This window comes from Flavitalea plasmicola, assembly GCF_030546645.1.
GTDB lineage: Bacteria > Bacteroidota > Bacteroidia > Chitinophagales > Chitinophagaceae > Puia.
Genome location: NZ_JAUOTO010000002.1, coordinates 468,275 through 491,706 on the forward strand (window position 1 = coordinate 468,275; position 23,432 = coordinate 491,706).

Annotated in this window: 22 protein-coding genes; 9 read left to right on the plus strand and 13 right to left on the minus strand. The window is 51.4% G+C overall.

Annotation, left to right across the window (positions count from 1 at the left end; all coding sequences use genetic code 11):
- Window positions 1-2: 2 nt before the first annotated feature.
- Window positions 3-446: a rhodanese-like domain-containing protein gene (locus Q4E93_RS07150; protein WP_303583801.1), complete on the minus strand. Its 444-nt coding sequence runs from the start codon at window positions 444-446 to the stop codon at window positions 3-5.
- Window positions 447-489: 43 nt separating this feature from the next.
- Window positions 490-1,131, minus strand: a complete 642-nt coding sequence (locus Q4E93_RS07155) for a Crp/Fnr family transcriptional regulator (protein WP_303583802.1) — start codon at window positions 1,129-1,131, stop codon at window positions 490-492.
- A gap of 110 nt (window positions 1,132-1,241) precedes the next feature.
- On the opposite strand from Q4E93_RS07155, the gene Q4E93_RS07160 reads away from it, so the two are divergent.
- The 7 genes from Q4E93_RS07160 (at window position 1,242) to Q4E93_RS07190 (ending at window position 9,593) form a co-directional block, all read left to right on the plus strand.
- Complete coding sequence (locus tag Q4E93_RS07160; protein WP_303583803.1) at window positions 1,242-2,657, plus strand: MBL fold metallo-hydrolase; 1,416 nt, start codon at window positions 1,242-1,244, stop codon at window positions 2,655-2,657.
- Window positions 2,658-2,690: 33 nt separating this feature from the next.
- Window positions 2,691-2,999, plus strand: coding sequence for a rhodanese-like domain-containing protein (locus Q4E93_RS07165; RefSeq protein WP_303583804.1), 309 nt, complete (start codon window positions 2,691-2,693; stop codon window positions 2,997-2,999).
- 69 nt (window positions 3,000-3,068) lie between these two features.
- On the plus strand, window positions 3,069-4,415 hold the full coding sequence (locus Q4E93_RS07170) for a TolC family protein (RefSeq protein WP_303583805.1): 1,347 nt from the start codon (window positions 3,069-3,071) through the stop codon (window positions 4,413-4,415).
- 10 nt (window positions 4,416-4,425) lie between these two features.
- Entirely contained in the window at window positions 4,426-5,544 is a 1,119-nt protein-coding gene (locus Q4E93_RS07175) for an efflux RND transporter periplasmic adaptor subunit (RefSeq protein WP_303583806.1), read from the plus strand.
- Window positions 5,545-5,575: 31 nt separating this feature from the next.
- Entirely contained in the window at window positions 5,576-8,776 is a 3,201-nt protein-coding gene (locus tag Q4E93_RS07180; RefSeq protein WP_303583808.1) for an efflux RND transporter permease subunit, read from the plus strand.
- Window positions 8,773-8,979: a YgaP family membrane protein gene (locus tag Q4E93_RS07185; protein ID WP_303583810.1), complete on the plus strand. Its 207-nt coding sequence runs from the start codon at window positions 8,773-8,775 to the stop codon at window positions 8,977-8,979. Before Q4E93_RS07180 ends, Q4E93_RS07185 begins: the two co-directional genes overlap by 4 nt.
- A gap of 50 nt (window positions 8,980-9,029) precedes the next feature.
- The gene (locus Q4E93_RS07190; RefSeq protein ID WP_303583812.1) at window positions 9,030-9,593 is read left to right on the plus strand and encodes a YybH family protein; all 564 of its coding nucleotides are present in this window, start codon (window positions 9,030-9,032) and stop codon (window positions 9,591-9,593) included.
- Between the two features lie 4 nt (window positions 9,594-9,597).
- On the opposite strand, the gene Q4E93_RS07195 is transcribed toward Q4E93_RS07190, so the two are convergent.
- From Q4E93_RS07195 to Q4E93_RS07205, 3 genes are read right to left on the minus strand one after another with little or no spacing between them, the layout of a single operon-like run.
- On the minus strand, window positions 9,598-10,047 hold the full coding sequence (locus Q4E93_RS07195; protein WP_303583814.1) for a glycine cleavage system protein H: 450 nt from the start codon (window positions 10,045-10,047) through the stop codon (window positions 9,598-9,600).
- A gap of 38 nt (window positions 10,048-10,085) precedes the next feature.
- Window positions 10,086-10,334: a hypothetical protein gene (locus Q4E93_RS07200; RefSeq protein ID WP_303583816.1), complete on the minus strand. Its 249-nt coding sequence runs from the start codon at window positions 10,332-10,334 to the stop codon at window positions 10,086-10,088.
- 50 nt (window positions 10,335-10,384) lie between these two features.
- Window positions 10,385-10,885: a CinA family protein gene (locus Q4E93_RS07205; RefSeq protein WP_303583818.1), complete on the minus strand. Its 501-nt coding sequence runs from the start codon at window positions 10,883-10,885 to the stop codon at window positions 10,385-10,387.
- A 177-nt stretch (window positions 10,886-11,062) separates the two neighbouring features.
- Here Q4E93_RS07205 and Q4E93_RS07210 point away from each other — a divergent pair, with 177 nt between their 5' ends.
- Both Q4E93_RS07210 and Q4E93_RS07215 read left to right on the plus strand, forming a co-directional pair.
- The gene (locus Q4E93_RS07210) at window positions 11,063-11,257 is read left to right on the plus strand and encodes a DUF3606 domain-containing protein (protein WP_303583820.1); all 195 of its coding nucleotides are present in this window, start codon (window positions 11,063-11,065) and stop codon (window positions 11,255-11,257) included.
- Between the two features lie 42 nt (window positions 11,258-11,299).
- A complete protein-coding gene (locus tag Q4E93_RS07215) occupies window positions 11,300-11,473 on the plus strand; it encodes a DUF1328 family protein (RefSeq protein ID WP_303583822.1) in 174 nt (57 codons plus the stop codon).
- Window positions 11,474-11,554: 81 nt separating this feature from the next.
- Here Q4E93_RS07215 and Q4E93_RS07220 read toward each other — a convergent pair whose 3' ends face one another.
- From Q4E93_RS07220 to Q4E93_RS07255, 8 genes are all read right to left on the minus strand, one after another.
- Window positions 11,555-11,800 carry a hypothetical protein gene (locus tag Q4E93_RS07220; RefSeq protein WP_303583824.1) on the minus strand — a complete coding sequence of 82 codons (246 nt, stop codon included), beginning with the start codon at window positions 11,798-11,800 and terminating at the stop codon, window positions 11,555-11,557.
- A 106-nt stretch (window positions 11,801-11,906) separates the two neighbouring features.
- Window positions 11,907-12,776: a DUF1259 domain-containing protein gene (locus Q4E93_RS07225; protein WP_303583826.1), complete on the minus strand. Its 870-nt coding sequence runs from the start codon at window positions 12,774-12,776 to the stop codon at window positions 11,907-11,909.
- 35 nt (window positions 12,777-12,811) lie between these two features.
- Entirely contained in the window at window positions 12,812-13,996 is a 1,185-nt protein-coding gene (locus tag Q4E93_RS07230; RefSeq protein WP_303583828.1) for a chromate transporter, read from the minus strand.
- A gap of 63 nt (window positions 13,997-14,059) precedes the next feature.
- Complete coding sequence (locus tag Q4E93_RS07235; protein ID WP_303583830.1) at window positions 14,060-14,899, minus strand: chromate resistance protein ChrB domain-containing protein; 840 nt, start codon at window positions 14,897-14,899, stop codon at window positions 14,060-14,062.
- A gap of 26 nt (window positions 14,900-14,925) precedes the next feature.
- Entirely contained in the window at window positions 14,926-17,349 is a 2,424-nt protein-coding gene (locus Q4E93_RS07240; RefSeq protein ID WP_303583832.1) for an ABC transporter permease, read from the minus strand.
- Window positions 17,350-17,480: 131 nt separating this feature from the next.
- Window positions 17,481-20,027: a TonB-dependent receptor gene (locus tag Q4E93_RS07245; RefSeq protein WP_303583834.1), complete on the minus strand. Its 2,547-nt coding sequence runs from the start codon at window positions 20,025-20,027 to the stop codon at window positions 17,481-17,483.
- A 78-nt stretch (window positions 20,028-20,105) separates the two neighbouring features.
- Complete coding sequence (locus Q4E93_RS07250; RefSeq protein ID WP_303583836.1) at window positions 20,106-22,181, minus strand: beta-galactosidase; 2,076 nt, start codon at window positions 22,179-22,181, stop codon at window positions 20,106-20,108.
- 51 nt (window positions 22,182-22,232) lie between these two features.
- Complete coding sequence (locus Q4E93_RS07255) at window positions 22,233-23,432, minus strand: efflux RND transporter periplasmic adaptor subunit (RefSeq protein WP_303583838.1); 1,200 nt, start codon at window positions 23,430-23,432, stop codon at window positions 22,233-22,235.

Here is a 23,432-nt window from a genome sequence, read left to right on the forward strand (position 1 = left end):
TCTTATTCCTTCGTCGGATAACCGGGATTAATCCAATCTACCTTAATGTTGTGCGGCAGATCCAATAATTTATGCCTGGTAAATTGCAGGGTGTTCAATAAAGTAAAGGCTGGCCGGACATTCGGGCAATTCTTAAATGGGCAACAGCCGCAGTAAATAACAATTTCTCTGTCCTTGTTTTCTTTTGATAAAAGCTTTTTGAGTTTATTCAGGTTTTCCTCCCTGGCGGCGGGGCCTGTTTCTATAGATCCTTTTATAGGTCCTGCCGGGCCTACACAGATGATCAGCGGTGTGTCGGCAGATGGATGATTGATGGCTTCGGCAAGTTCAGCAGGGGGCATGAGCTGGTCCTGGCGCCAGGGTTCGGCTTGCCTATGCATAAAAGATACGGCTAACGCCCAAAAGGAAAGCGCCAATACGGTGGCAAAAAAAATACGTTTATTCATTTGGACCTTGTTTAAAAATTATTCAATTGACCATGGGAAATGACTATACATCCAGGTGCAGGATCTCGATATAATTGCGGTCCAGCCGGATAAGCTGTCTGTCGGCCAGCTTTTTCATAAGCCGGGAAACCACCTCCCGGGAAGAATTGAGGTCCGAGGCTATCTCTGTATTGGAGAGGTAGAGCCGATTGGATTTGAGCGTCTCCTGTTGCTTCTTCAGGTAGAACAAAAGCCGCTCGTCCATATTCCGGAAGGCGATGTGATCGACCGTCAGCAGCAATTCCTCAAAACGGGCCCGATAGGATTCCAGGACAAAATGATACCAGCTTTTGTACTGCGTCATCCATTTGTCCATGTATTCGAGGGGGACCATAATGCTTTCCGTATCGGTGACGGCCCGGGCCATGATCTGGCTGGTCTCCTGCTTAGTGGCGCATATCATGGACAGGGCGCAAGCCTGTCCGGGCTGCAGATAGTACATGAAAAATTCGTTTCCTTCGTCATCTTCCCGGAAGATCTTGACCAGTCCCTTTGTGATCAGCATGGTGGACCTTATATTCTGACCGGTCTTCATCAATGGCTCTCCCGCCTTGAATTCACGCAGATCGGCATGTTCGCTCATGCTGCGGACGAGATCCCGATCGAAGGAAGGGAACAGGGCTTTTATCTTTTCTATCTCCACCATGCTTATGTGAATTTATGGGGCAAAGGTACATAGAAAAATTTCTTGCGTGATTTAAGTCACGGACAATGGGTTTCAGGCAGTTTAATTTTGTCATGATAAAAATGCAGATCATGAAGATAGAGCAGATATACACGGGATGCCTGGCACAAGGCGCTTATTATATCGAGAGTAAAGGGGAGGCGGCTATTGTGGACCCGCTGCGGGAAGTGGAGCCTTATATTCAAAAGGCGGAAAAAGATAATGCACGGATCAAATATGTGCTGGAGACCCATTTCCATGCTGACTTCGTGTCGGGTCACCTGGATCTTGCCCGCCGGACAGGGGCTACCATTGTGTACGGACCGAATGCAAATCCTTCTTTTGAAGCACAGATCGCCGGCGACAATGAGGAGTTGAAACTGGGTGATATTACCATAAAGGCGTTGCACACTCCGGGGCATACGATGGAAAGCACCTGTTACCTGGTGATCGACGAATACGGACAGGCGAAGGCTTTATTCAGTGGCGATACTTTGTTCATCGGTGATGTCGGCAGGCCCGACCTGGCTCAAAAAGTAACCGGCCTGACGAAGGAAGAACTGGCGGGCCTGCTTTACGATTCGCTGAACACCCGGATCATTCCTTTACCGGACGATGTAGTTGTATATCCTGCTCATGGCGCCGGCAGCGCCTGCGGTAAGAAGATGAGCAGTGAAACGACCGATACGCTCGGTCATCAGAAAGCTACCAACTATGCGCTGCGACCTGGCATGTCAAAAGAGGAGTTCATACGGGAGATTACCACGGGCCTCGTGCCGCCGCCGTCTTATTTTCCTTTCAATGTCCTACTTAATAAGATGGGTTATGAGCGCATTGACCAGGTGATCAGGAGGGGGGAGCGGGCGCTGACACCGGAGGCGTTTGAGCGGCAGGCGGATGAGACGGGCGCTCTTATACTGGATACCCGGGATCCGGAGGTCTTTGCTGCGGGGTTTATTCCCAATTCGATCAATATAGGAATCGACGGCAATTTCGCGCCGTGGGCGGGAGCGCTCATCCCGGACATTAATCAAAGGATATTGCTCATCACTGAGGAAGGCCGCGAAGAGGAAGTGATCATCCGGCTGGCCCGCGTCGGTCTCGACCATACGATCGGTTACCTGTCAGGAGGTTTTGCCGCGTGGAAAGCTGCGGGGAAGGAGATGGACTCCATCGATTCGGTGACTGCAACTGAGCTGGCAGTCCGCCTGAAAAGGGATTTCCTGCCCATCCTGGATGTACGTAAGAACAGCGAATATCATAGCGAACATGTGGTTGGAGCCGTCAATATTCCATTGGATCTTATTAACGACCATCTACCGGATGTCCAAAAAGATACATCCGCTTATGTGCATTGCGCCGGGGGGTACCGTTCTATGATCTTTATCTCCATACTAAGGGCGAGAGGATACAGCCATCTCGTGAATGTCCGCGGAGGTTTCAAGGCCATTAAAGCGTGCGGGGAGATACCCGTTACTGACTATGCGAGCCCTACTTCTTTATTATAGATCAAAAATTCATCACAATAAAAATTTACTACCATGTCAAATTTATTTAAAAGTCTGTTTGGAAAGTCTGTGGATCTTGGATCGATCTATCGGAAAGGGGCGATCATCCTGGATGTCCGTACGCGGGAAGAATTCAGGACCGGCCATATCCTAAATGCTATCAACATCCCGGTGGATCAGGTGGGGGGAGCGATCTCCGAGCTGAAAAAGAAGAACAAGGCGGTCATCACCTGCTGTCGAAGCGGCGCCAGGAGCGGAATTGCAAAATCAATACTGGAAGCTGCCGGTCTGGAAGTGTATAATGGAGGCGCCTGGGACGCGCTGGAGAAAAAGATACGGTAATCATATTGCCGTGACCAATGGAACAGAAAATGAACTATTCAAAAAAGAATTTTGCTAAAAATTCATGTCATGATGTTTAGAGCCCGGAGATTAATAGGGGGGAAAAGATGGCTGGCGCCCATACTGTTACTGATGTTTTCAAGGGCATCATCCCAGGAGGCGGTGGTAAGACTGACAGTGGAACAGGCGATCACCGCCGCGTTAGCCAACAACAAGGAATTGAAGCTGGCCACACTAGACGAAAAGATCGCCGGCGCCCGGTATAAAGAAACGGAGGCCGTATTCCTGCCCCAGGCCGGTGTTTCCTATTCCGCGATGACCACCAACAACCCGCTGAATGCTTTTGGATTCAAATTGCAGCAGCAGACAATTACATCAGGAGATTTTAATCCTGACCAGCTAAATCACCCAGGCGGAACCCCTGACTTTATGGCCAGGGTTGATGTGCAGCAGCCGTTAGTGAATATGGATCAATTCTATCTGCGTAAAAGCGCTGCAAAGGGGGTGGAAGTTTACCGGATGAGATCGCAACGCACCAAAGAAGGACTGGTATTCGAGGTGAGCAAAGCATATATGCAACTGCAATTGGCGAATGAATCCGTAAAAGTACTGGAAGAAGCCCTGGCGACGGCTGGTGCACTCTATCGTTATACCAGTGACCGGGTAGATCAGGGTATGCTCAACAAGGCGGATGCCTTGAACGCAAAAGTGCAGGTAGCGACGATGGAAAGCAGGTTGGCGGAGGCGAAGAGCCAGGTGAAGAATGCATCCGACTACCTGAGTTTGCTGATGGGCAGACCTTATGGGGCTTCTTATGCGGTCGACAGCAATAGCGTGCAGGAAATCGGAATAGTCGTTACGGATTCGATCGTACCCGCGGGCCGGGCTGATCTCAGTGCTTTGCAAAAGGCCATTGAAGCTTCGGATCTCGGCATCCGGAGCCGTAAAATGAGCGCTCTTCCCCGGCTGAACGCATTTGGCTCGTACCAACTGAATGACAGCAGGATGTTCGGCTTTGGCGCCAATGCGTACCTGGCCGGCATACAGTTGTCCTGGGATATTTTTAAAGGCAATAGCATTCGGAATAAGATAGCAACACAAACCCTGGAACGAAACAAACTGGCGGAAGAGCTATCCCTCCGAAAAGATCAAAGTAACCTGGAATTAAATAAAGCCCAAAGGCAGCTGGCCGATGCCCGTTACAGGATCCGGCAGCAGCAGGCGGCAGTCGCGAGTGCAGCCGAGTCGTTTCGCATTCTGAAAGACCGCTTTGAACAGGCACTGGCGGGCAGCACGGATGTATTGCTTGCCCAGAACCAGGTGTCACAGCAGCGACTGGCGTTGGCACAGGCCATTTTCGATCAACAGGTCGCCATTGCATATATACAATTTATAACCACTCCATCTGCAAAATAAAATTATGCAAATGAAATATACAGAAGCCTTGTTCTCATCCGTCATCTTTCCTGGCCTTTTTCTGCTGGCGGGATGCTCCGGCGGCCGGCAACCCGAAGCCGGGGAGAACAAAGACAAGCCAGTTGCCGTGACCATTGGCACACCTTCCGGGAAAACTACAGACGGCGTGCGTGCCAGCGGGCAGGTGGAAGCCGTACAGACGGCAGCGGTCAGCACCCGGGTCATGGGCACTATTACCCGCATCTATGTGAAAGTGGGTGACAAGGTGAACAAGGGTCAGCTGTTGGTATCCATCAGCGGCGAGGACCTTGCAGCCAAAAGGGCTCAGGCGGATGCGCAGATCGCCGGCGCGAGGGCGGACGCGGAGAATGCTAGGAAGGACCTTGACAGGTTCACAACACTCTTCAGCAGGCAGAGCGCCACCGCCAGCGAGCTGGACAATGCCACGCTGCGCTATACTGCAGCAAAGTCCAGGCTGGATGCTGCGGTGCAAATGCGCAATGAGGTGGATGCTTCGATGGCCTATACACGCCTCACTGCCCCCTTTGCGGGTATGATCACGCAAAAGCTGGCAGATGAAGGCAGCCTGGCCAGCCCCGGCATGCCCCTGCTGATACTGGAGCAAAGCAAAGTCCTGCAGGTGAGCGCATCGGTGGCCGAATCGGACATCAGCAGGATCAGAACAGGGGATAAGGCGGAGGTGGAGATCAAATCGACCGGGGGAAAGGCAACCGGCCTTATTACCCAGGTGAGCACTTCCTCTGCTGCCACGGGCGGGCAATTCCTGGTTAAGATCAGCCTGCCGGCTGAAGCACAAAAGGGTTTGTATGCAGGAATGTATGTGAATATATTCATCCCGGTGACAGGTATGGCACCGGTGATGACTGGAGCAAACCGTCGTACGGGTGACGATGCTATTCTCGTGCCTCTGTCGGCGTTGGTGCAGAATGACCAGCTGACCGGTGTTTACACTGTCAGTAGTGCGCATACGGCCCTATTGCGATGGGTGAGGACGGGCAAGACGGTGGGTGACAAGATCGAAATCCTTTCCGGGCTAGGACCGGATGAACCTTTCATCGTCAGCGCAGCAGGCAAATTATACAATGGCGCCCCGGTGCTGGAAAAGTAAAAAATAATTCAACCCATTTCAAAATACTACCATGCAAGAAGGGATATCGGGTAAAATAGCCAGGGCATTCATCCAATCCAAGCTGACCATCCTGCTCATGGTCGCGTTCTTACTCATCGGCGGGTACAGCACGATGCTGATACCCCGGGAGGAGGAGCCCCAGATACAGGTGCCGATGGCCGATATATTCGTTGGATATCCAGGCGCTGCCCCCTCAGAAGTGGAATCGCGGGTGAGCCAGCCCCTGGAAAAAATGATCTCCAATATCAAGGGGGTGGAATATGTGTATTCCACCTCCATGAAGGGGCAGGCGATGGTGATCGTACAGTTCTATGTAGGAGAGGACGTAGAGCGGTCGATGGTAAAGCTGTACAACGAGCTCATGAAAAATATGGACCGGATGCCGAAAGGTGTCACCATGCCCCTGGTGAAGACCCGGGCCATCGATGATGTCCCGGCATTAGGGCTGACCTTGTGGAGCGAAAAAGAAAGCGACTATTCGCTCCGGCAGCTGGGAGAGGTGGTCACCAATGAAATAAAGAAGATCAATGATGTGGCTGATGTGACCATCACGGGAGGCCGCAGCAGACAGGTGAAAGTGATCCTGGATAAGGATAAGATGGCGGAGAATCACCTCGACCTGCTCAGCATTAGCAGCCTGATGCCCGGAAGCAACGTCCAGGCTGAAGCCGGCACGCTCCTTAGCAGGGATACCGCTTTTTCCGTTGAAGCCGGCAACTTCCTGAAGGATGCGGGTGATGTCGGGAACCTGGTCGTGGGCGAGAACAGGCAATTGCCCGTCTACCTGCGGCAAATAGCCAAAGTGGAGGATGGACCGGCCACACCTTCCCAATATGTTTTTTTCGGGTATGGCAGGGCTGATACACTTAAGAATAATTTCGGTTCCGTATACCCGGCAGTGACCTTGTCCATTGCCAAGAGAAAGGGGGCGGATGCCATGCGATTGTCAGAAGAGATATTAAAGAAAACGGAATTCCTGAAAAAGAACCTGATCCCATCCGATGTGCAGCTGACCGTTGCCCGCAATTATGGGGAGACGGCATCCGACAAGGTGTCGGAGCTACTTTTTCACTTGTTCATCGCCATTGTGGTCGTCACGCTTTTTGTCATGCTGGCGATGGGATGGAGAGGCGGGCTGGTGGTATTCCTTTCGGTGCCGGTAACTTTTGCGCTGACCCTGTTCAGCTATTACCTGTTGCATTACACCCTCAACAGGATCACCCTCTTCGCGCTTGTGTTCATCACGGGTATCGTCGTGGATGACTCCATCATCATTGCGGAGAACATGCACCGGCACTTCAAGTTGAAACGTTTGCCTCCCTTGCAGGCCGCGATCTACGCCATCAACGAGGTGGGCAACCCCACCATACTGGCTACGTTCACCGTCATCGCCGCGGTATTGCCGATGGCTTTCGTGTCGGGGCTGATGGGACCGTATATGAGCCCTATGCCCATCGGCGCCTCTATTGCCATGCTGCTGTCGCTGATCGTGGCGCTGACCCTGACGCCCTATCTCGGGTATATCTTTTTACGGGAAAAGGAAAAAAAAGCGGGTAACCACAGTGAAAAGAAGGCCCTGGTTCCGGAAGAAGCCCGCATCTATAAAATATACCGTTCCTTCATGCAGCCCCTGCTGGACAGTCGGTGGAAACGCTATACTTTCATTTTTGGTACGGCAGCGCTGCTGCTGGCTTCCCTGAGCCTATTCTACACGAAGGCGGTAGCCGTGAAGATGTTGCCCTTCGACAATAAGAACGAATTCCAGGTAGTGATCGACATGCCCGAAGGAACCACCCTGGAAAAGACGGCCGCCGTCACGCGGGATATTGGGGCCTATATCGCCAGTCAACGCCTGGTCAGGAATTACGAAGGATATGTCGGCACTGCGGGTCCTATCAGCTTTAACGGACTCGTAAGGCACTACGATCTGAGAAGGGGGGATAATGTGGCGGATATCCAGGTGAACCTGGTGAACAAAGAGGAGAGGAGCAAGCAGAGTCACCAGATCGCTAAAGAGATGCGCCCGGGCATACAGGTTATTGCCGCCAGGTACAATGCCAATGTGAAAGTAGTGGAAGTGCCTCCTGGTCCGCCAGTGTTATCAACGTTGGTGGCAGAGATCTACGGGCCGGATTACGAAAAGCAGATTGCCGTCGCCCGGCAGGTGAAAGCGCTGGTCAAAAAAACCGCCGACGTTGTGGATGTGGATTGGATGGTGGAAGACGATCAGCCGGAATACAATTTTGAAGTCGACAAGGAAAAGGCCATGCGACATGGGGTAGCCCCTGCCCAGGTGGTCGCCACCATCCGGGCTGCCTTATCCGGAAGTTCTGCAGGAACCCTGCACGTGCCGGCCTCCGTTAGTCCCGTCAGCATAGTGCTGCAGCTTAGTGACGCAGACAAGTCTTCTGTCAGCGACCTGAAAAACCTGGCAATCATTAATCAACAGGGCAACCCTGTGTCGGTGGGAGATCTGGTGACAGTCAAAGAGTCGATTGCGCAGAAAAGTATCTATAGGAAGAACCAGAAGCGGGTGGTCTATGTACTGGCCGACATGGCCGGGCAGCTGGAAAGCCCTTCTTATGCGATGATGAAGATCTCGGACAGCTTAAAGTCCATTCAACTGCCTGCCGGCTTCAGCCTAAAGGAAGAATACACCCATCAGCCGGAGCTGGAGGATAATTTCTCGCTGAAATGGGATGGCGAATGGCAGATCACCTATGAGGTGTTCCGCGACCTGGGCATCGCCTTTCTCGTCGTGATCATCATTATCTACATGTTGATCGTCGGCTGGTTCCAGCATTTCACGGTGCCGCTGGTGATGCTGGCGGCCATTCCGCTGTCCCTGATCGGTATCATCGGCGGGCACTGGCTGATGGGCGCTTTCTTTACCGCGACGTCGATGATCGGCTTCATCGCCCTGGCAGGGGTCATGGTTCGTAATTCCGTGCTGTTGATCGACTTCATCGAAATCCGGCTGAAGGAAGGGATCCCACTTCGCCAGGCGATCATCGAGGCCGGCGCTGTGAGGACTACGCCCATCCTATTGACAGCAGGAGCCGTGGCGCTGGGCGCAGTGATCATCCTGTTCGATCCGATCTTCCAGGGGCTGGCCATTTCCCTGATGGGTGGGACGATCACGTCCACGTTCCTGACTTTGCTGGTCGTGCCATTGTTGTATCATAAAATGCTAAAGAAAAAAATAAAATGAAAGAACGTATTGTAAGGGCTGTAGCCGGCAGTCTCGTGCTGGTCAGCCTCATCCTCGCCACCTTTGTCAGCCGGCACTGGTTGTGGCTGGCGGTCTTCGTCGGCGTAAATTTGCTGCAATCCTCCATTACCCGTTTTTGCCCGCTGGAAAAGATCCTGGACAGGCTGGGGGTGGACCGGGATAAGGAGAAAATTCAGCCCTGATAAGGTAAACGAAATGTATGCGGCTGGCATATTCTTTGCGCCGGCTTGTTATGAAAACGATTATTCACCTGCTGATTTCCGGGGCCATTATCGCATCCGGGAGTGGTTGTCATTCGAACAATATGGAGCATAAAGACACAGTGATGGGCGCGGCTCAGGCCCCGAAACATACGGGGGGGACTGCATCGGATGATGAAGCGGCGATCCGGGCGCTGGAGGACAGATTCACGGCGGCCTTCAATGCCGGGGACATTGACGCGATGATGAAGAACTATATTCCGGACAAAAGTCTCGTCGTTTTTGACGTCGTTCCGCGAAAGCAATACCTTGGCGCTGATGCCTATCGCGAGGATTGGGTGGACTTCTTCTCGCACTTCAGGGAGACGCCGAAGATCACTATTACGGATCTCGGTATTACCGTGGACGGCAACATCGGATTCAGTCACAGCTTCCAACACGTCATGGGCATCGATAAGCAGGGTAATTCAATCAACCGGACAGTGCGCGTTACCGATGGCTATCGTAAGATTGGCGGCAACTGGCTGATCGTGCTTGAGCATGTCTCGGTGCCGGTGAATATGAAGACCGGCAAGGCTGATCTTACCAATGAGTAGTTTATTAGAAGCCAGGCCTGCTCATTTCCTGATATTGCTCGGGCGAAAGCAAACCGCTTTGTTCATAAAGCGTATGAGGGAAAATGAATGCTACCCATCCATTGCGTTCCGGCTGTTGCAACAGCATGTTCCGCCAGTCACCGGAGAGCTCTTGATTGTAGGTAAGAACTTCTCCATCGACTGGCATATGAACAGGTATCTTATTGTTTCCTGAATGAACTATCGCCAGCAGGTCTCCTGCTCTTTTCATATCTGCGCTACGGTCGAATTCAACCCGCTCTATCTGTTTGATCCCCGTAAGTTTAAGTGCAGATACACCCACATAAGCAGCCGCCCCCTGGAAATTGATCCATTCATGATCATGGGTATAATAAAGGGCGTTTTTAAACCCCGGAGAGCCTTTCATGGAACAAAGGTATTGGGGACTATGCCCGCCCGCGTTGAATCTTATCACATAAAAATGTGACTTTTGTCACTGAGCGGGCTTTCATATTAATGATAGTTCTTCAGATATAGTATGGCACACCGGATATTGCACCAATGAACAGGGTCAAAATCACCTTCTGACAGCGCCTCCAATCCATTTCTTAATTTGGTTAAATAGTCTTGGATCACGGCTGCAGGCAATCCTTTTTCCCGCATCCTTTCGATAGAAAGAGTGATGGTCCGCTCCACCTCTTCGCAATCGCGCGCTTTCTCCAGGTGAAGAAGGATTTTTTCCTTATATTCTTCTAATGTCATGAATGACCCCTTTGTTACAAGGTTTAGGCACTCTTAATTTATGACATTTATTAATGATTAAAAAATCTTAATAATTGGTGTAGAGCGGTGATGATGGCCTGGACATAATATAGCTGAACCTTCAGGGGGTCACCCTTGCCGCCTTCGAGCCGATTGGTTTCCAGGATGCGGCCGTCAGCGTAGATGGCATACCATGCATAGGGCAGGTCGATCTTCTTCTCCGGGACCGGTGCAGCATATCCCACTACCCCGATACCGTAATGACTGCAAAGTCTCCAGGCGACCCCTTCGGCCATCTGATTGGCCACCTTTGGTGAGACTGCATTGTGCTCCTGGGCATGAATGGGGTCTACGTCGAGCAAACGGCATTTCTGGCCTACATTGAAGGCCGTGATCCCGCCCTGGAAGAACAGCCGTGCATCCGTCGCCTGCGAGAAGGCGCCCTGCAGCAATCCTGCCGTTACGCTCTCCGCCACTGCGATCGTTTTCTGTTCTTCGATGATGATGCGGCGGATGGATTCTATTTCTTCCTTTGGGTAAGTGATGGTCATAGTGGGTTGGTTGTTGACATTGCTGTGTTCCTGTTGATTATATAGCAAGCATGAGGCCATTCAACTATCCCGGAAATGCCCCCATTCGTGAGGAAGTTTATCTACATGTCTGACGGCGTCGGTGCCCAAACCGGCGCAGGGAACGGGTTTTGCAAAATATACTTTAAATCAAATCATATGTCTGACAATAAACAACTGAAAGGGCAGCAGGACCGGAACAAGGTAAATGCCCGGGAGCCTTACGAAGTGGAAGACCTGCATCAAAAATACCCGCATCTCTCACACCAGACGGTTGTTGATGCGGTGAAAAGCCATGGTCCGGAAAGGAAAAAGGTGGAAGCTTACCTGGATGGGCTTGGCCATAAAAAATAGCTGTAACTGGTATATTATTGTTAACCATTTAAATACAAACATATGTTACGCTGGACAATCATCTTTCTGATAATAGCTATCATAGCTGGAATTTTTGGCTTTTTCGGAATCGCAGCAGGCGCTGCCTCCATCGCCAAAATTTTATTCTTCATTTTCATCGTGCTGTTCCTGCTGTCATTTATTGGCGGACGGCGAAGCAGCAGCTCGGATCTATGACATTAATGTAGAGGGAAAACAGAGCCATTACGTAAAGTGATGGCTTTTTTTATGCTTCGTCCCAGCAGGAATTCCTAAAGGCTATTCGTAGTAGTCGGCGATGTAGTCGCCAATAGCCTGCACCAGTCCGGGAGGATGGCCTTCCTTATCCCGCTCCTTCCAGCCGTGGTCACCGCAGCACAAGTAGGCATAGAAGGCGTCTCCCAGCATGACGCGGAAATAAACGGGCATTTTATTCTCGCCCAGCTCTTCGGAAGGTGTGATGGTGCCGGTGTAATGCCGGCCTTCGAAGTCGAGGGAGAGAGGAAAGGCTTTTGCTGTATCCATAATGGCAGTTTAAGTCGTTGACACGCGCCGATGCGCATGTTTATCTTTCATCCCTAAAAACTTCATGCCAGGCCGAAGGGAGGCTGCGACCGCTGGTCACAGCGGGTCATAACTTCGAATTGGTCTTATCCAGTGCGGCTTTGAGACCGATGGCCAGCTTCTCCGGATCGCTGACTGCCCAAAAATGCATCATGAACAGTCGTGGATCGTCGTACAGCATATGGTTATGGATGGCAGTAACAGTAATTCCATTTTCCGTCAACGCTTTCACTACCGGGTTCACTTCGTCCGCCAGCAACACAAAATCGCCCGTAATGCCGGCATTGGCGCCGTCCATTTGAAAATTAATTCCTGTCGCCATGCCGATGGCAGGCGGCATCTCCATACCACTCTCCATTAATTTCTCCTTGCGTGGGAAGCTGTATTGCAAGATCTGGCCGTTGCGTTTGCCGGATCTTCCCAGGATCGCTTCTACTTTCGACCAATCCGGGACCACGCCCGTTCCGCCGGCCGGCGGTGGGGTCAATGGCGTACCCGTGGTGGCCAATACGGATTTGATGGCTGCTGCCAGCTGCAAAGCGTCCCCGCTGCCGGAAACATGAATGTATTTTATTGCAGGCTTCTCGTTTACCAGGTGGTTGTGCATAGCTGTCAGCGACAGATGCGCTGCCACCAGTTTGGCGACCACCGGGGCCACTTCGGTGTCCAGCAAGACCATGTCGCCCATGACCATCGTCTCATTGCCCATGGCAATAAATCCAAACCAGGACGTCAGCGCCAAACCCGGCGCCACCGCAAAATCGCCCACTTTCACCTTCAGGTCGCTGCGTGGATACGTGATGCGGTAGACCTGTCCCGACACTGTTCCCTTTTTGCCAAAGACATTGTTCAGGGCGCTGGAGTCGACCTGTCCAAAACTGTAGCTGGCATACATCATGGCCAGTAAGCAAAAAAATGTTCTTTTACGCGTGTTCATGTTGTTTCTTTAAGTTGGTGGTAACTTATGATCCATCAAGCTATTTTAACGAGCAGCCCGATGAGAGCGGCTATCGCGATAATGAAAGGTTCCCGTATTTTCGAAAAATAGATCAGGGCACATAAGGTAGCAATGGCTATACCTGCCGTAGGCAGATCCTTAATGCTCCGCGCACCAATAACGACGACCGCGCCCACCAGTGTGCCTACCACGGCGGCGGTGATGCCGTCGACAAAGGCTTTAATAGAAGTATTTTTAGCAATTTTCTTAAAATAGGGTGCGGGCAGGATGACGAACAGGTAACAAGGCAAAAAAGTGGCCAGGCTGGCGACAGCGGCTCCGGGTAAACCGCCGACAAGGTAACCAATAAACCCGACAGTGATCACCACGGGACCGGGTGTTATCATGGCGACGGCTACGGCGTCCACGAACTGTGCTTCCGTCAGCCAGTGGTATTCCGTCACCACGCCGCCGTGCAGAAAGGGAACGATGGCCAGCCCGCTGCCAAAGACAAAGGCGCCGGCCTTTAGAAAAAAGATCCCGATCTTAGATAGCATTCCCGGCTGATAATCCCAAAATCCTATCCCTCCCAATAGAAACGCGGACATGGGCGATCTGGCCGGCCGCATCCTCCGGGGAGGCGCTTTGACAACCATATAGATCAGCCCTGCCAAGATAAAGAGCAGCACTTCTTCTGTTTGTGTAATCACCGTCACCATCAGGCCTGCCAGGTAGAAGACCCATAAAAGCCAATTGGAACGGATGGCCTTTCTATTCAACTTACTCACCGACTTTACGGTCAGCTTATAAGCGCTTATGGCGATGATACCAATGACAGCCGCGCCCACCCCATAGAAGACCGCTTGCATCCAGGGCAGTCCGCCGAATAGCCTGTAGATAATACCCAATCCTACTACCATTAGAAAAGAAGGTAATATAAAAGCGATGCCCGCCAGGGTGGCGCCCAGGTACCGGTGATGAACGAATCCCAGGTAAATGCCCAGCTGCGCCGCCAGGGGACCAGGGGCCAGCTGCGCCAGGGCTAATCCTTCTTTATATTCTTCCTCTGCGATCCACTTTCTTTTTTCAACCAGGTCCCTGTGCATGTAACCCACGAGGGCTACGGGCCCGCCAAATCCGCTGTATCCCAGCCTGAAGAAGTAGCCGGTCAATTCCCGAAGGGTGTATGCTGGTTTGCGCTGTGATGAAACTTCTTCCATTCGGCAAACCTATCGAATCCGCCAACCCTCAAATTGTATAAAAATGAACCATTTGTACAGGAATTACCTTTTGGAAGGTTTTTTTTTGAAGGCGGAGGGATTCTTCCCCGTGTGCTGCTTAAAAATGCGGTTAAAATGGCTTTGATCCGAGAAGCCTGTGAGGTAAGCAATTTCTGTCAGGGAATAGCTGGAAGACTGCATCAGCTCCAGGGCTCTTTCTATCCGAAGCTTCCGGATATATTCTCCAAAAGACAGGTCCCCGAAATATTTCGAAAATTCCCGGGACAGGTAGGAGGGACTGATCTCCAATCCTTTAGACAGTTCTTTTAAGCTCAGGCTCGTGTCGATGTGGTCCTGGATCAGTTCCTTCAGCTCCTGTGCCCAGGCTGGGATCTTCTTTTTCGATCCGGTCTTGCTTTGCAAAAAGTTATTGAACACATTCAACAGCAGGTGTTCCACCGGCTGCTGGGTATGTTTCTCCTTTTGCAGGTGTTTCGCCCAGCTGTACAAGGCGTCATAGATGATCATTCCTTTTTCCAACTGCTGCTGGTCGTCTTTATAATTATACCCCAGCCCCGCGGAAATGGCCCACAATCCGGAAGACTGTTCGGCCAGTTCATGCCGGTCTGTGTCTGCCCCGCGCACGATCACGGCGATGGTATGCAAGGCAGGGTCTTTGAGCTTGTGTTTCTTAATGAAATAGTCAAAGGTGCATTCATCCTTATAATGGGTATATTCAACGTCCGGTATGTCGAAAGGAACAGCTCCCAGCTGTCTGGCTTTTTTTGCGACTTCCCCGAATGGAACGTAGATGATCTCCGCGTCCTTATCAATGAATCGTTTGATCAGCCAGGGGCAGGCGATCCTGTCGATCTTGGGTCGTTCTCTGGTTATCCATTTCATACTGAGGCAATGATAGTGATTATTCTTCACCCGTCCGTTCTCAGGCTCTTCACCGGATTGGCCATCGCCGTTTTCAAACATTGCACCGTGATGAGCCCGAACGCCGTGACAAAAATAATCGCGCCTACCGATATGTATGGGAAAATATCCTGGGTGATCCTATAGGCATAATTTTCCAACCATTTGTCCGTAATAGCATACGCCAGCGGCCAGGAGATCAGGTTTGCCAGCAGGATCAGGCCGGCATAATCCTGGAGGAAGAGCCGGATGATGTCCACCAGGCCGGCGCCCAGCACCTTACGTACCGCCATTTCTTTGTTGCGCCTGGTCAGCGTAAAAGCAACAATGCCGAAAATACCCAGGAATACGATCAGGAGGTTGAGCCCGGTAGCTACCCCGGCTGCTTTTTTCAGCTGCAGATCCGCCCGGTAGAGGGCTTCAAACCGGTCATCCATGAAAGAAAATCCGAAGGGCGCATGGGGCGACAGCTCTTTCCATTTAGCTTTTACCTGGCTCACCACCTGGGAGATATCCGGCGAATGCAGCTTCACCGTCAGATACCTGTAATTCTTTGTGTCCTTCACGTGCAAAAATACCAGGGGCGCAATGGCCTGTTGCATACCCGCGTAATGAAAGTCTTTGACGACGCCGGTCACCGTCACCTGTCCCCGACCGTCCGGCAGCCGCAGGATGGCTCCAGCCGCCTTTCCCAATGTCAGTCCCAAGGCTTTGGCCGCGCTTTCATTGACGACGACTTGTCCGGGCATGTAGGAGGAAGAAGCGGAGAAAAAAGAGCCCTCTGTCACCTTTAGACCAAATGTAATCGCAAAGTCCTGGTCCGCCATGATCATTTCCACGGGCAACCGCCGGTTGCCGGCGCCGGCCAGGGACATCAGGTCAAACGTCGCAGGCGGCGTCCGGTCAGGTACTTCAAACGACAAGCTGGCCGCCTTCACTGCCGGCAACTGCAGCAATCCACTCTTGATACTTTCCATCCGCGCAACCCCTGCCGAATCCCACTGTTTTGGAAAGGCATCGATCACCAGCAGCTGTTCTTTATCATATCCGAGATCTTTACTGAATACGTAAGCGACCTGCTTGCTCACATTCAGGGTGCTGATGAATACACAGATCGCCAGGGAGAGCTGGACGACCAGCAATGTTTTCCGGAGCCCCCCTGCCCCATTCACCGCGCCTACTTTTCCTTTTACGGAATTGACCACGGCATACCTGCTCAATATGAAGGCAGGGTAAATACCAGCGAGGAAGCCTACTACCACAACGCCTGATAACAGCAGCCCTATGTCGGCAAAAGAAAAATCGGCGACGGACGTCAGCCGGGTATTCAGCACCTGATCGAAGACGGGTATCAGCAATTGGTACAATCCCACCGAGATCACCGCCGCCAGCAGGGTGAGCAGCCAGGCTTCGATGATAAATTGAAGGACGAGCTGCTGCCGGGCGCTCCCGAACACTTTCCGTAGCCCGATCTCCCTGAGGCGATAGGCGGAAGTACCGATGGTGATATTGACGAAGTTGATGATCGCCATCAATAAAATGAAGGCCGCAATCAAAGCCAGGGTCATGACCATTCGTTGGACGGCCCCGTTATTTTCCTTCAGATGGTAATCCTGCAGCGGCGCCAGCTCTACTTCCAGGTTTTTCGTGATGGGGTCTTTGGTGTATTTGGCCAGCACCCGGCGGAAAGGCGCCTGGAGGTCTCCCGGCTTCACCCCGGGTTTTAGTTCCAGGAGGCCCACCTCATAGGCGCCGCCCCAATTTGTCGAGGGGTCTCCCCCTGCGTAGAACCGGCTGCCTATGGTGGGAACGAATATATCATACCGGTTGCCCATCAGGGAAGTGACAGAGTTATCCGGCAGATCCTTCAATACCGCGGAAATTGTATACTGCTGGGTTTCCCCGGCCCCGGTGGTCTGCATCTCAAAGGTCCTGCCGACGACATCCTTCGCGCCAAACCACTTCATTGCAATCCTTTCCGTGATCACCGCAGAACTAATAGTCGGGAAAGCATTCCCTTTATCACCGTATAATAACGGAAAGCCATATACGGCCACCAGGGTAGTATCGCAGATGGCGACGTTCTCCTTAAAAAACCTGTCGTGGCTGTCGCCTGCGGAGATCACTGTTCCCACCGGATTATAGCGGTAATAACCGGCAACAAGGTCAGGATACTCCTCCTTCATTGTCTTCGCCAGGGGAGCGACCGTAGTGATATCCAGGCCTAACCCTTTCACCTTCCAATTGCTCCTGATCATATACTGGTTGCCGACGTCGTGGACGGTACTATTCACCTTTTCCTGATTCCGGACATACAGACCAATGATCATGGAAAACGTGATCCCGACGGCAAGGCAGGTCACCATAATGGCGGAAAAAAGCCGGTGCCGGGCCAGGTGCCGGACAGCGATGGTGAAATAACTCTTAAGCATATACCGGGCAGCCGCCAATTGAATGCCAATTTCTTAATAAATTGAAATACAATTATCCAGATGCTGGCCAAGGGGTCCGGGTGTCCGGATTTGAATACATAGTGTCCGGTGTCCAGCGCACCTACCCTATTTTATTTCAGGCCATACGTAAGCGTTGCGTAATACATTCCCCCAATCGAGGGGCCGCCAAGGAAAGAGTAGTAGTACTTATTGAGCAAGTTGGTACCGCCCAGCCTGACCTTGCACCCGGCCTTTTCAAAAGTATAATTCACCTGTGCGTCGAGCGTAGCGTAGGCGGACACATCGCCATTCACCAGGAAGGATTGCCAGTAATATCCGCTCTGCCATCTCCACGTGATCCCCGCGCCCGTGTGTTTACATATCTTTTCTTTTGATAACGACAGATTTACCATCCATTCAGGCGTATTAAAGCCATCCTCCAGCCCATCTTCATTGGCTGATCGCTGAAGTTTGGCAAAGGATGTATTCGCATTCGCCAGATAGCCGCCGGCATTATAGGTAACGCCTGCGCTGGCCCCGTAGTTATAGACCCTGGTCTGTGAGTTCGTCCACATACGGTATTGGCTCTGCTGTGCCTTATTGTATAAGGCGAATGGGATGGAATCCGCATTTTGTGTACCAGGCACGTTCATATTCGCCTGGGCTATGAAGGACTGGTAGTTATTAAAGTAGAAATCGGCATCCACGTACAGCTTACCGTTTGCAAACACGCCTTTGTATCCTCCCTCGACTGAATTGACGTGTTCCGGTCTTATGTATGTATAGGGGTTCCTTTTGAGCAAAGACTGATCTTTCTTTATAGCGTCGTCCTGTGTCATTCCGTTGGCATTGATATCCTTGAGCACGGCCTGTTGAAAAGCCGTTATCGAAGATTGCAGCCAGGCGTTCTCAAAAATCCCATGAGACATTGCCGGCAACCCTCCTACTCTTTTCACTCCTCCGCTGTTCACGTTGGAATAGGCTTCAAATATGCTGGGGAACCGGTAGCCGCCCTGGAACGAGAGGCGGAAATGCTGCGTGTGCTTCGGAGAATAGACTGCGGTAAACCTGGGATTCCAGGTCTGCGTAAAATAATCGTTCTTATCGCACCGGATGATAGCGCCGAGCTTTAAATGATCCTTCAGCAAGGATCTTGTCACAGAGATGAAGCCTCCGGTCTTGCCATAGTGAATATCGGAGTATGGCTTCCCCGGGGCCGGGTTGATAAAGTAGTTGCCGTCAGGCACGATGATATAAGTCCGATGATCGGCTCCGGCCAGGATCTCTATTCCTGCTTTCTCCTTCAGCCCCCGTAACCATTGTTCGGTGAGGTTTACCTGAGCTTCCGCGTGGACAAAGCTCGCCATTACCTTCAAGGCGGCGCCGTTGTCCCAGTTGTTTATCTGTTGCAGCTTATGCAACACATTTGTAAAATCGGGCGTTCCAGGCAGATATCTGCCTGCATCTGCGGCTGCCCTTGCCAGGTGGTGCGCCTGTGCTACGGCGCTGCCTGACTGATAAGCAGTATTGAAAGCGGCTGCATAGTCGGCATACCACAAATTATCCGGCTTGTAGTTGCGGTCGATATTCTCGGCCATGGAACGGAGATTGTAGGAGTTGCCGGTGTTCTCGGAGTTCAGGTACACTTTCGCCTGGATCGAATTGGATTGAAATTGTATCCCGTGCTGCTGGACCAGGTAATCCTGCAGGCGGAAGCGGTTGGCGCGCTGGTAAACATTGTCGAGTACGGCAAAATGATACAAATAACTGATCGTTGCCGTGCGGGAAAGCTTAAAATAGACGCCCGCGTCCCCTTTGATATTTTGCAGGTCATAGTTCACTACATCACCTTCGTCGTATCCCGTACGTGCCACCACATAACTCTTACCTTTTAAGCTCACCGTCCTGCGATCCGACGATTCGTTGCCGTAGCCGTTGACAGGATCCTGTGCCGGATTGTCGGCCCCGGTGAGACCCGTGCTGATATTGGCATTGGGATTCAGGTCCCAGTGATTGGCCGCGATCCAATCATATCCTTTGCTGAAAGTGCCGTTGAATTTAAAAGCCCACCTGGAAGAAAGGACCTTTGCCCATCGCAGGCTGGTCTCAGAAAATAATTTTGCGCCGGTGGCTGCATCGCCGATGTGTGTCACGGCCGTTTTTTGCTGTATGCTGAGGCCTTCCGAAGTGAAAGGGTTCTTAGTGGATATATTAGCGAGCCCGTTGATGGTATTCATCCCATATAAGGCGGAAGCCACGCCAGGCACAATTTCCACATTGTCCACATCGAGGTCCGAAGGACCCAGGGCATTGGCGATCGCCCCGCCAATATGGGGAGAGGCCACATCCATTCCATCCACCAATTGGGCAAAACGGACATTGGTGGTATTCGCAAAGCCCCTTGCATTCAGGACCTTAAATCCCAGGCTCGGCGTTATCACCTGCACGCCCTGTACATTTTCCAATGCGTCAAAAAATGAGGGTGCAGGAGAAGACCGGAAATACCTTTCTCCTACTTTTTGAATGCTTACGGGAGAGCGCAGCATGCTCTCCTTAAGGCGGGAAGCGGAAACAGTGACCTCCGTCAGGATCCTGACCATCGAGTCTGTCCTTGCGTTGTCCTGCCCGTACACGATATGGATCGTGAAACATAAAAAGATCACTAAAATTTTCCTCATGAACAGGTTTATCGTTATATCTTTACGAATATAACGCGAATATAAGCAAAGTGCTGATAATAATAATCCGGGAGGCCTCTATTGCTCTTCTATGATCCGTACGGCCCAAGGTTCAAGCACCATCCTGTCGTTTTTGTCTATTTTTTCATCCCTCAGCAATTCCCGGCCGCCGGAGAATGGATAATTCACTGTAGTGGTTCCGCCGGAATAATTGAAAAAATAATGTATTGTTTTACCCCGTTCATTGACACCCTGCTTAGTGATGGCCGGAAAATGCAAGGATTGAGCCTGCGTCCATATACCGGCTTTCTTTACGGCGTCGGCCAATATTCTTTCGGTCACTTCGCTGCTGGTGGCACACCCTATGTAGACCGCCCGGCCTTTACCATAATTATTTTCGGTGATGGCGGCATATTTTCCCCACACCGGATGATCATAATAAGCCAGCACTTTGGCAGTGACGGGCGTGATCAATTCCATCCATGTCGTCACCTTATTGTTCTCACGTCCGGCCTGAAAAGGATCGTCCTTCAGGAATACATTTTCGGGGGCAGTAAATTCATTATAATAGATACCGCACGACTCATTGATGATCCCAGGCTGCCGGCTGCTGCGGACCTTAACGTTCTGATCGGAGAAGCCGCTCTTGAATGTGTATACAATATGCCCGCCATTCTTTACAAAACGGTTTAATCTATGCAATAAGGTATCGGGGGCGGCATACAGGGATGGTACGACTAATAGTTTGTAGTCTTCTATATTGGCGCTTGAAGGATCCACAAAGTCGACGCCGACATTCATGCGGAATAAAGCATCGTACAATGAACGAAGGATATCATTATACCCTTCCCGTCCGGGCCGGAACTGATTGAGCGCAGTCAGGGCTTCATTGCTGAACAGGATTGCTACCTTGTTTTGTACTTTAAGGTTGATCAAGTCCCGGCTCAGCCGCTGAAAGTCCCGGCCTATCGTCTTTGCCTCATCATACGTCGGATTGGGTTCGAAATCGTGGCTTAACAGTCCCTTCCAATACGTTTCTATGGAATTGTGAATGGAATGCCAGTGCCAGTATTCCACCATATTGGCACCGCAGGCCAAGTGGCTGAATGCCTGCAGACGCAACTGCCCCGGGTAGGGTACCCATTGAGGGAAGCCCTGCGCTTCCGTTTCAAGAAGGAGGTAATTCCTGCCTCTTTTCATAGAACGGGCGACATCCCCGCCGAATGAAATTTCGACACCCGTCAGCGCGTCCTGTGAGGGATGATAGATATCCACGCCTGCAATATCCAGCGCCCGCGCTGCTGCAAAATGGTCAACCTCCGGTTGTATACCGAACGAATATCCTTTCCAGTCAAAATCAAAATTCTGGGTGATGAACTGCCCGGGGCGTTTGTATTCATTTACAATAGCCGCCTGCCATGCCAGGTAATCCGTGACCAGCTGCCGTTGGAATCTGGCAAATTCAGCGATCTGGCTAGCATTGATAGAGCCCACCATAGAGGGAAAGTCCTCCCACGCGTTGATACGGTTGCTCCAGTAGTCCAGGCCAAAGGCCTTATTCACGCTGTCCAGCGATAGAAACTTCTTTTTCATATACTCCACGAACATCTTCTGTACCTCCGGTCCTGCGGTGCCGTAGGCTTTGGTCTCGTTGTCTACCTGGTAGCCAATAATGGCAGGATGATCTTTTACATGATCCAACAACTTCCGGATGACCTTTTCCGCATGGTCTAAAAAATGCTTATTGGTGATGTCCATATTCTGGCGTGGTCCATATTGGTTTTGTCCTCTCGATGTGACGGCAAGCACATCAGGATATTTTTTTGCGAGCCAGGTGGGAACTGCGTACGTAGGCGTGCCAATGATCACATGGATCCCGGCCGCGTTCATGGCATTCAAAACACGATCTATATGAGAAAAGTCGTAAACTCCCTCCTGTGGCTCCAGGGTGCCCCAGGTAGACTCGGCTATGCGCACTACATTGATACCGGCGTCCTTCATCATCCTGACATCCTTGTCCAGCCGGTCATAGGGCATATATTCATCGTAATAAGCCACTCCATATAAAAGGTGGTCCGGCTGACGCTGCGCGCATACATATTGGGGCAATGCGAGGATGATGGTAAGATAGAAGGGGAATAACGTTCTTATCATATGAAGCAGTTGATAAATGTAAATTACACAATTATTAAAAATATTTACAATTTATTCCTCTTCCTCCCCTTTTGCCTTTTCCTTGGACAGTAAATAGAAGGCCCCCTTCGTTATGATCCTGGCATCCGACGGAAGTTCCTCCAACGGAGAGATCTGCACGTAGCCCAATTCCGATACGCCGGTGACCACTTCCATTTTTTTAAACGCAATGGTTTTGTCCGCCTTTTCCTCCTTCATCACAAAAATATAGTCTTTCCCTTCTGACCGAACAAGGGCGTCCACCGGCACCGCCTGCGTTAGTTGATTCCCGACGTCGATGAGGGCAGTCACATACATGCCCGGGATCAACCTGTATGTATTCGTACCCCGGATGATGGCATGTACAATGATGCCCTTACTCTCATCCTCGAAAGATTTATTGACGCCGTAGATCTCCCCCTGTATTTGCTGATTGTTCTGGTTCGTCAGGATGAAATTCACCTTTTGACCCACTTTCACCTTAAAGAGGTCCTTTTCATACACTACCAGATCGCAGTGGATCTTTGAATTATCGATGATCTCCATCAGGGGTTTTCCCGCCTGAACATACGTGCCTGTATTGATCGTAATGTGCCCGATCGTCCCTGCGATGGGGGCAGTCACCCTGACGCGGCTAACAACTGATCCTCCCGAAACCCGTACAGGGTCGATGCCTAACTGCAGCAACTGCTGCTCCAATGCCATTATCCTGGCCTTCTCTGCATTGTAATTGGCCTGCACCTGCTGCAGGCTCTTGCCCGTGCCGGCGCCTGCGCTGCTGAGCTCGTTCTGCCTGGAGAGCTCCTGTCCCGTGTAAGCGAATTGGCTTTTTACCGTCAGATATTCCTGTTGCAGCCTGATGAATTCCGTGTTCTCCAGGACAGCCAGCTCCTGTCCCTTCTTCACGGGCTGACCTTCCAGTACATTGATCGTACGGATGATCCCTCCCATGAGCACATTCACATCCGCCTTGTTCTGAGGAGGGACCGCCAGCTGCCCGCTTGACTTTACCACTGCATGCAGGTTTTTCTCCCCGATGGGACCTATCTCAATACCCACTGCTTTCATTTGTTGCTGTGTTAAATCGATGAGGCCCTCTCTCCTACCCTCCACCGTACTATCTTTCTTTTCAGCAACGACCGTCCCGCCGCTTGGTTTATCCTTGCAGCTATAGAGCCCCACCGTTAGAAAGGAAAGGAGGCATAAGCTCATCCTGATAAGATTATATGACAT